This is a genomic window from Cobetia sp. (assembly GCF_983723665.1).
Genome location: NZ_CFDJES010000118.1, coordinates 1 through 8,657 on the forward strand (window position 1 = coordinate 1; position 8,657 = coordinate 8,657).

Below are 8,657 nucleotides of genomic sequence, written 5' to 3' on the forward strand. Positions count from 1 at the left end.
CAGGTGGTGCATCTCGACCCGATGTACCCGCACCGTGACAAGTCGGCACTGGTCAAGAAGGAGATGCGAGTCTTCCGCGCCCTGGCCGGCGATGATGCGGATGCCCCGGCGCTGCTCGAAGCGGCGCTGGAGGTCGCGACGCATCGCGTGGTGGTCAAGCGCCCACGCAAGGCCGAACCGATCGGCGGGCTCGCGCCGAGCCATGTGGTCGAGGAAAAGACCAGCCGCTACGACGTCTATGTGAAGCAGGCGCTGCGCTGACGCCTGACGATGGCGTCAGCGATGTAAAAGCCTCCGCCAAACGCAAAAGCCCCCGCTCGCGATGTGATCGCGGCGGGGGCTTTTTTGCGCCAGGGGCCTCGGCCCATCATCTCATTCGCGCTGAGAGGAGGTGTCGGGCGCCTTGCGGTCTGCTGATGCGGTTTCGTCAGCGGCCTCGTGGTCGTCGAGGGCTGGGTGCTGCTCCTCGACCATGCCTTCAGTCGGGGCGTCGCTCTCTTTCTCGGTCTCGTTCTCGCTGTCGCTGTCGCGAAGGCGCACATGCTGCAGGCGGTGGCGCAGGGCGGGATCGAACAGATCGCGGCCGTGCACCTGCAGGTCTTCCAGCGCTTCGCCGAAGCATAGCTGGCCGCTCTCCAGCCAGATGAACTCCAGCTCCAGCAGGGTATCGAGCAGGCCGCTGAACAGACGCTTGTCGAAGAACTCCGGCGCATTGAGGCCCGACAGCAGGGTCAGGCGTTCGGCCAGGGCGCCGGAATGGCTCTCGAGGGACTCGCGGTCCAGCGTGCCGCTGCCGTGCTGCAACAGGGCGGCGATCAACAGATAGCCGCGTTCCAGCGTCGGTTGTACCGGCTGAGCCAGCAGGCGCAGCTGCTCGGAAGGCTCCTGACTGGCCACCGGACGGGACCAGCGCTCCGGAGTGTCGCCAGTCGCGGCTTGATGCTCCAGCAGGCCTTCCTCGCTCATCAGAGCCAGCGTGGCGGCGATATCCGCCTTCAGCTCAGGGGCCTCGGGGACGAACAGCTCGCGCACCAGCAGCGGCCAGGCGGGACTGATCTGGTCTTCCAGTGCCTCGAGGGTGTACTGGGCCGTATTGCGGAAGGCGAAGGCGATCAGCGCCGGCAACGCCAGCAGGTGCAGCACGTTGTTGCGATACCAGGTCAGCAGACTGGCCTGCTCCGGGGTGGCGATCACCAGCTCGCCAAGACTCTGTGGGCGCAGGGTGACGAGCCCCAGGTGGGCGCAGTGTGCGACCCATTCCTGTGGCGTGCCCTCGGGCAGGCTGTGGTCATGACGGCCCGGCAGCTTGTCGGCGAGACGCACCAGCATCGCCAGCTGGCGTTGCAGCAGGCTGGCCTCGATGGCGTGGTGGGCGGTGGACAGCAGCACCAGCGCCGTCAGCGAGACCGGATTGAGCGCGGCGGCGGCATTGATGCGCGTGGCGATTTCATGCCCCAGTTGCGGCACCGCCTGGGTCAGCCATTCCGGGCGGCGCTGATGACGGCTGGCCTTCCAGTCCGGCGCGGTCTCATCCAGCCATTCGCCCAGCTTGAGCGGCTCGCCGATGTTCAGGTAGACCTTGCCGAAGGGCTGCTTGAGCTGGCCGAGCACGCGGATGAGGTCCAGCGGTGATTCCTTCTTCTTGCTGGCTCCCGACAGTTCGCGCTGATAGCTCAGGCTCTCGAAGACCTTCTCGTAGCCGATGTAGACCGGCACGAAGGCCACTTCGCGGCGCGTATCACGCAGGAAGGAGCGCAGGGTCATCGCCAGCATGCCCGGACGCGGGGGCAGCATGCGGCCGGTGCGTGAACGCCCCCCCTCGATGAAGTATTCCAGCGGGTGGCCACGGGTGATCAGCTGGTGCACGTACTCGTCGAAGACGGTGGCGTACAGGCGATTGCCGCGGAAGCTTCTGCGCAGGAAGAAGGCGCCGCCACGGCGCAGGATCGGGCCGATGATCGGCATGTCGAGGTTCTTGCCCGCGGCGACGTGGGGTGTCATCAGGCCCTCGTGGAACAGCACGTAGGACAGCAGCAGGTAGTCGATATGGCTGCGATGGCAGGGCACGTAGATCAGCTCGCAGTCGCCGGCGATCGCCTTGACCTGCGACATGCCGCGCACTTCGACACCGTCGTAGAGCTTGTGCCACAGCCGCTTGAGGGCATGCGCCAGAAAGCGCTGCACCGGATAGCCCATGTTGGAGGCGATCTCGCGACCATACTGCAGGGCGCGCTTCTCCAGACGTGCCGGCGGCTGATTCTGCTCGCGTGCCAGCTCGCTGATCACGTCCTGCACGGCGGGCGCCTTCTGCAGGTTGCGAATCATGGTGTGGCGGTGGGAGAGGTCTGGCCCCAGCAGGCGGGTACGTACGCGGCGGAAGTGCACGCGCAGCAGGCGCGAGATGCGGCGGTGCGCCAGCGCCGAGTCCTGCGGGCCTTCCCTGAGCGCTTCGTGCAGCTTGAGCGGCTGGCCGAAATGCACATCCACCGAGCGGCCATGGGCCAGAATCGCGATGGCGCGGCGCAGCACGCCCGTCACCCGCCAGCTATCGGCGGAGATGAACTTCCAGAAGCCGAATTCCTTGCCCGGGGCACGCCCCCAGAACACGCTGACCGGCACCAGCTGCACCTCGACATCACTCGGGGCGTCTTCCAGCGCGGCGATCAACTTGGCCAGGCGGCGTGACAGCAGGCTCCTGTCGCTGCGCGAGCGACGCAACAGACGGAGACGGGAGTGGCTCAGGCGCAGGTCGCCTATGCTCAGAGGCAGGGTCGGCGAGGGCAGGCCGCGTGCCTCGCACAGCTGCTCGACCACCAGCTCGTCGGACAATGCCTGGTAGGGGAAGACGTAGACCACCGGCAGCGTCGGGTCGAGGTTCAAGGCGCTGTGGTCCAACGCATTGATGTCGGGCTCCACCGCGCGCAGCTCCACCCACTTGTCCAGCAGACGGCGACTGACATTGCGCAACGGGCGCAAGACTAAGGTGACTGGCGACATGGTGAGGCTCTCGCAGGTGTGGACAAGGACGGACTACCGGAAACGACAATCTGTCGGCGTTCACGAATAAAGCATCGGGACGATGAATGAGGGTTGATTGCGACGTTTTCATGGTCTGGCTGGTAGCGTTCAGCGCAAGCATGATATTGAACATTATACGCATTCTGCCCGCAGACGCCGTGGCAGAGTACTTGGTGGCAGAGTACTTGGTGACTGAGTGCGTAGTGACGAAGCGCACAGTGGCAGCATCTGGCGGTGCACCGTCATGGGCATCGCCATCTGTATCGTGCCGTGCAGGGAAATGACGGGAGGCAAGGCATGCTGGGAATGTGGCGATCAGGCAATCGATTCACCTTGCTGCCGGAAGGCGCGCGTTTTCTGCCCAGCATGCTGGAGGCGGTGGAATCCGCGCGCCATTCCATCCTGCTCGAGCTGTATCTGGCCGAGAGCGGCCACCTCAGTCGCGTCCTGATCGATGCGCTGTGTGGCGCGCGCCGCCGCGGCGTGACGGTGCTGGTGCTGCTGGATGGCTTCGGCTCGCTGGGCCTCGAGGAAGCTGACCGCCAGCGCATGATCGAGGCCGATATCCAGCTCAGGATCTACAACCCGCTTTCCTGGTGGCGGCTGGGGCGCAATCTGACGCGTGACCATCGCAAGCTTCTGGTGGTCGATGGGGAGGTGGGCTTTACCGGCGGCTTCGGTGCGGTGGATGTCTTCGCCGAGGCCTGGTCGGAAGTCGCGATACGCATCGAGGGGCCGTGCATCAGTGACTGGGTGCGCCTGTTCGCACGCGTGTGGGACTCCGCGGCCAGTCGTGGCCATGGCAGTCGGCTGGCGGTGCGCAGCATCAATGTGCGGGCGTGCCGGGTCGAGGGCTATCTGAGCATGCGTGGGCGGGTGGTCTGGGGGCATGGTTTCCGCTATCAGGCCATCCGTCATTCCCTGCAGCATCAGGCCAGCAGCTCACGCAAGCGGCTGTGGATCTGCACGCCATACTTCGTGCCGACCTTCAGCATGCGGCGGCGTCTCAAGCGTGCGGCGCGTAGGGGTGTCGATGTCCGACTGCTGATCGCCGGCCAGCATCATGACCACCCGGGCGTGCGTTCGGCGGGGCAGCGCTTCTATGCCGGGCTGCTCAAGGCGGGCGTGCGTATCCATGAATTCCAGCCCCGCTTTCTGCATGCCAAGTTCTCGCTGGCGGATGACTGGGTGACGCTGGGGTCGTGCAACTTCGATCATTGGAGCCTGCAGTGGAATCTGGAGGCCAATCAGGAGGTGCAGGACCATCGCTTCGCCGCCGACGTCGCCACGCTGTTCGAGCATCACTTCGCCCACAGTGTCGAGATCACCCAGGCCGCCTGGCAGCGTCGGCCGTTGATGCAGCGCTGTCGCGAGTGGGGCTATGGCACCCTGGATAGCCTGGTGACGCGGCTGCGCTGAGCGGCTCGCAGCTGTCAGACACGGCTGCGTGGAACCAAAACGCCGGACGACCCATGAGGTCGCCCGGCGTTGTCGTTTTCAAGGCTGCATGGCGTTAAGAGCGCCATGGCGGGATCAGCGCTTCTTGCCGCCGCCCTTGCCACCGTTCTTGTTGCCACCCTTGCCAGCGCCCTTGTTGCCGGCGTGCTTGCTGCGCGGAATGCCGGCTGCGCCCGGTGCGGCGGAACCCTTGCGACGCGGCGACGGCTTGGGGCTTTCCGGCGGGACACGGTAGAGCAGGTAGAGGTCCAGCAGCAGTTCCGGCAGCTGGTTGACGAAGCGCTGGGCACCGATCGGGTCGGCGATCAGCTCACCGATCTCCGGGTCTTCATCGTCGAAGACGCCGGAGATGGCCATGAACGGCAGCAGCAGTTCGGCGGCCGCCTCTTCCTGGGTGCCGAACCAGGCCTCCTCGTCCATGAACACGCCTTCCATGAAGCCGGCACACCAGTCACCGATCGGTGTCTCGACCGGGTCGGCACCGCCCAGTTCCAGCTCGAACAGCAGTTCCGGCAGCACGCCGTGCTCGAGGGCATCGATGGCGTTGGCGCGCATCTGCTCGAACAGGGAGACGACTTCCGCTTCCTGCTGCGGGCTTTCGTAGCTTGGCTGCCCCTGGAAGAGTTCCGGCAGCCACAGGCTGGAGGGCACTTCGCGCGGTGCGATGGCCAGTGCCAGCATGAAGCCATGCGCACTGATGATATCGAGAGCTTCCGGGCCGACGATGTCGGACTCGAGGAATTCGTCGAGGATGTCGAGGGATTCATCATCCAGCAGCGGCTGGGTCTGGACAGGCTCGGCCATGGGGGAGTCTCACGTGCGATAAGGGGAGAAGTCGAACAGTGCCGCCTGGCTACCTGGGTGAACCAAGGGGAACCGGGCAGGCGTGAATGGCGCTAGTGTATCATTTCACGCCTCGAGGAGTGGTACGCTCGCTCGTCATCGGCTCATCCATGCCTTCGCTCTGCTGTCTGGTCATCGTGTCATGTCATCATCCACTCGTCGTGTCGTCAGTCGTCATCGCTTTGCGCCCGATCATGCTCTGGCCTGCCTGGGGGAGACCCCCGCGACGCCACTGCCGCTGGCCGATGCCGCCGCGCTCGAGGCGCTGACGGCGCCTGCCCTGCACGCGACGCTGGAGGCGCAGGTGCTGGCATGTCTGGCGCGCGCACGCACCCTGTTCCCCGAGCTGCGCATGCCGTCGGTCTCCTGCCGTCTCAAGGGGCGCACGGCGGGCACGGCGGATTCGGCGCGCCAGCGGCTGCGCTTCAATTGGCAACTGCTCAGCGAGAATCGCCATCACTTCCTCAGCCAGACCGTCCCCCATGAGGTCGCGCACTGGGTGGTGATGGAGGTGGTCGAGCGCGCCGGCAAGACGCGTGTCAAACCGCATGGCCCCGAGTGGCAGCAAGTGATGACCAACCTCTACGGCATCCCGCCGGAGGTGACGCATCGCATGGATGTCTCGACTGCCAGCCCGACGCCCTGGGCCTATGGTTGTGGCTGCGATACCGCGCACTATTTCAGCTCGCGACGCCATGCCAATGCCCAGCGCGGTCACCGCTATCGCTGTCGGCGCTGTGGCCAGGAATTGAGCGGTCCCTTGAATGACCCGGCGCGCAATGCGTCGACTGCGCGTTGAAGCGCATTTCGCTCGCCTGCGCGTCATTGCAAAGTGCGAGTCGCGCCAGGAGGTGTCTTTTCAGGCGGTTTCTGTCCTCCGAACGTCGCTGTGACCTTGGTGTAATTTGTTGATAAACAGTTGAAATAATTAGTAAAAATTTATCTACCAAGGTCTAGTGTGTGGCCCCCCCATGCTTGGGTTTAAGCTGAAATGGACTTGCCTCGGCTCGCCTGCGCTTCACGCATGCCGCGTGGGGCAGCGAGTCGCCAGCCAATCCGTCAGAGGTCACGCCACATGAGCGAACATGCCAAGGTTCATCCGGTCACTCCCGATGTCGCCGCCCACGCCTGGGCAGACCGCGAGCGCTATCAGGCCATGTATCAGCAGTCCGTCGAGGCGCCGGAGACATTCTGGGCCGAGCAGGCCCAGTCACTGGACTGGTTCGATGCGCCCTCGGTGATCCGCAATACCAACTTCGGCCCCGGTGATGTCGATGTGCGCTGGTTCGAGGACGGCAAGCTCAACGTGGCGCACAACTGCCTCGATCGCCACCTCGCCGAGCGTGGCGATCAGGTCGCCATCATCTGGGAAGGGGATGACCCGAACGAGTCCCAGTCGATCACCTATCGCGAGCTGCACGCGCGTGTCAGCCAGTTTGCCAATGGCCTCAAGGAGTTGGGCGTCAAGCGGGGCGATGTGGTCACGCTGTACATGCCGATGATTCCCGAAGCCGCGATGGCGATGCTGGCCTGTACGCGCATCGGTGCCGTGCACTCGGTGGTGTTCGGCGGCTTCTCGCCGGACGCGCTGGCGGGGCGTATCGTCGATTCCAGCTCGCGCATCGTGATCACCGCCGATGAGTCACTGCGGGGTGGCAAGCGTGTGCCGCTCAAGGAGAACGTCGATGAGGCGCTGGAGCGTGATGGCACCGACTGTGTCGACCACGTGCTGGTGGTGCGGCGTACCGGCGGTGAGGTGAACTGGGGCAGCCGCGATGCCTGGTTCCATGAGCTGGTGGACCGTCAGTCCAGTGACTGCCCGGCCGAGGCGATGGGTGCGGAAGACCCGCTGTTCATCCTCTACACCTCCGGTTCCACCGGCACGCCCAAGGGCCTGAAGCACACCACGGGCGGTTATCTGCTCTATGCCGCGATGACCCATCGCTACGTGTTCGATTATCACGATGGCGATATCTACTGGTGCACGGCGGATGTCGGCTGGGTGACGGGCCACAGCTACATCGTCTACGGACCGCTGGCCAATGGCGCGACCACGCTGATGTTCGAGGGTGTGCCCAGCTATCCGACCCACGGGCGCATCGGCGAGATCGTCGACAAGCACCAGGTCAACATTCTCTATACCGCCCCGACCGCCGTGCGTGCGCTGATGGCACACGGTGACAGCGTGATGGACTCAAGCTCGCGCACGAGCCTGCGACTGCTCGGCTCGGTGGGCGAGCCGATCAACCCCGAGGCCTGGGAGTGGTTCCACCGCGTGATCGGCAATGGCAATTGCCCGCTGGTGGACACCTGGTGGCAGACCGAGACCGGCGGCATCATGATCGCGCCGCTGCCGGGCGCGACCGATCTCAAGCCGGGCTCCGCCACGCTGCCGTTCTTCGGTGTGCAGCCGGCGCTGGTCGACAACGAGGGCAATATCCTCGAGGGCGCGACCGAAGGCAACCTGGTGATTCTCGACAGCTGGCCGGGGCAGGCACGTTCGATCTGGGGCAATCACGAACGCTACGTGCAGACCTACTTCTCCACCTATGCGGGCATGTATTTCACCGGTGACGGCTGTCGTCGCGACGAGGATGGTTATTACTGGATCACCGGGCGCGTCGATGATGTGCTCAACGTCTCTGGCCACCGCATGGGCACCGCCGAGATCGAGTCCTCGCTGGTGGCGCATGAAGCGGTCGCCGAGGCCGCCGTGGTCGGCTATCCCCATGACATCAAGGGCCAGGGCATCTACATCTACGTGACGCTCAACGACGGTATCGAAGCCAGTGATGAGCTCAAGAAGACGCTGACCCAGTGGGTGCGCAAGGACATCGGCCCGATCGCCTCGCCGGATGTCATCCAGTGGGCGCCGGGGCTGCCCAAGACGCGTTCCGGCAAGATCATGCGCCGCATCCTCAGGAAGATCGCCGCCAACGAGACCGACGGCCTCGGCGATACCTCGACCCTGGCGGATCCGTCAGTGGTGGATGACCTGATCGAGCAGCGCGCCAACCGCTGAACGCGTCGAGTGACGGTCATCGAGGCCTGACAAGACACGCAGCGACAGCGAAGCGCGGGAGCCTGGCTCCCGCGCTTTTTTGTGCGCCTGTCCGGGGACATCTGTCTGTTCGTATTCCTAGCCCGCGCTTTTGCGCTGTGCGAGACGTGAAAGGTTGGCCATCGAGGAGGCGCTGGCTTGATAATGACGCGCCAGCGCATGTGCCCGCGGAGTCCATTCGCGCCTCGCTGCGCATTTCCCCAATCAATTCATGATCAAGGCCGCCCCCATGTCAGCAGGCAAGTCGGATGCATCCTGCCCCGCCTCTCAGCCAGCC

At 64.8% G+C, this 8,657-nt stretch carries 6 protein-coding genes; 4 read left to right on the top strand and 2 right to left on the bottom strand.

All coding sequences use genetic code 11. From position 1 onward, the window contains the following. The coding region (locus AC4FAH_RS11405; RefSeq protein ID WP_490246059.1) for a class I SAM-dependent methyltransferase at positions 1-261 on the top strand (261 nt) is incomplete at its 5' end. A gap of 111 nt (positions 262-372) precedes the next feature. Here the strand turns inward: AC4FAH_RS11405 and plsB are convergent. Beyond that, positions 373-2,997, bottom strand: a complete 2,625-nt coding sequence (plsB, locus tag AC4FAH_RS11410) for a glycerol-3-phosphate 1-O-acyltransferase PlsB (RefSeq protein WP_490246060.1) — start codon at positions 2,995-2,997, stop codon at positions 373-375. A 318-nt stretch (positions 2,998-3,315) separates the two neighbouring features. Between plsB and AC4FAH_RS11415 the strand changes: the two genes are divergently transcribed. After that, entirely contained in the window at positions 3,316-4,437 is a 1,122-nt protein-coding gene (locus AC4FAH_RS11415) for a phospholipase D-like domain-containing protein (RefSeq protein ID WP_054556850.1), read from the top strand. A gap of 114 nt (positions 4,438-4,551) precedes the next feature. On the opposite strand, the gene AC4FAH_RS11420 is transcribed toward AC4FAH_RS11415, so the two are convergent. Next, the gene (locus tag AC4FAH_RS11420; RefSeq protein ID WP_064503292.1) at positions 4,552-5,280 is read right to left on the bottom strand and encodes a YecA/YgfB family protein; all 729 of its coding nucleotides are present in this window, start codon (positions 5,278-5,280) and stop codon (positions 4,552-4,554) included. Between the two features lie 181 nt (positions 5,281-5,461). Between AC4FAH_RS11420 and AC4FAH_RS11425 the strand changes: the two genes are divergently transcribed. Both AC4FAH_RS11425 and acs read left to right on the top strand, forming a co-directional pair. Then, on the top strand, positions 5,462-6,118 hold the full coding sequence (locus tag AC4FAH_RS11425; protein WP_153636536.1) for a SprT family zinc-dependent metalloprotease: 657 nt from the start codon (positions 5,462-5,464) through the stop codon (positions 6,116-6,118). 276 nt (positions 6,119-6,394) lie between these two features. Beyond that, positions 6,395-8,341, top strand: coding sequence for an acetate--CoA ligase (acs, locus tag AC4FAH_RS11430; protein ID WP_107335998.1), 1,947 nt, complete (start codon positions 6,395-6,397; stop codon positions 8,339-8,341). The last annotated feature ends 316 nt before the right edge of the window (positions 8,342-8,657 follow it).

Bases quoted from the DNA above. Each gene is read 5' to 3' on its own strand.
- plsB (WP_490246060.1), bottom strand. From the start codon at position 2,997: ATGTCGCCAGTCACCTTAGTCTTGCGCCCGTTGCGCAATGTCAGTCGC.
- AC4FAH_RS11415 (WP_054556850.1), top strand. From the start codon at position 3,316: ATGCTGGGAATGTGGCGATCAGGCAATCGATTCACCTTGCTGCCGGAA.
- AC4FAH_RS11420 (WP_064503292.1), bottom strand. From the start codon at position 5,280: ATGGCCGAGCCTGTCCAGACCCAGCCGCTGCTGGATGATGAATCCCTC.
- AC4FAH_RS11425 (WP_153636536.1), top strand. From the start codon at position 5,462: ATGTCATCATCCACTCGTCGTGTCGTCAGTCGTCATCGCTTTGCGCCC.
- acs (WP_107335998.1), top strand. From the start codon at position 6,395: ATGAGCGAACATGCCAAGGTTCATCCGGTCACTCCCGATGTCGCCGCC.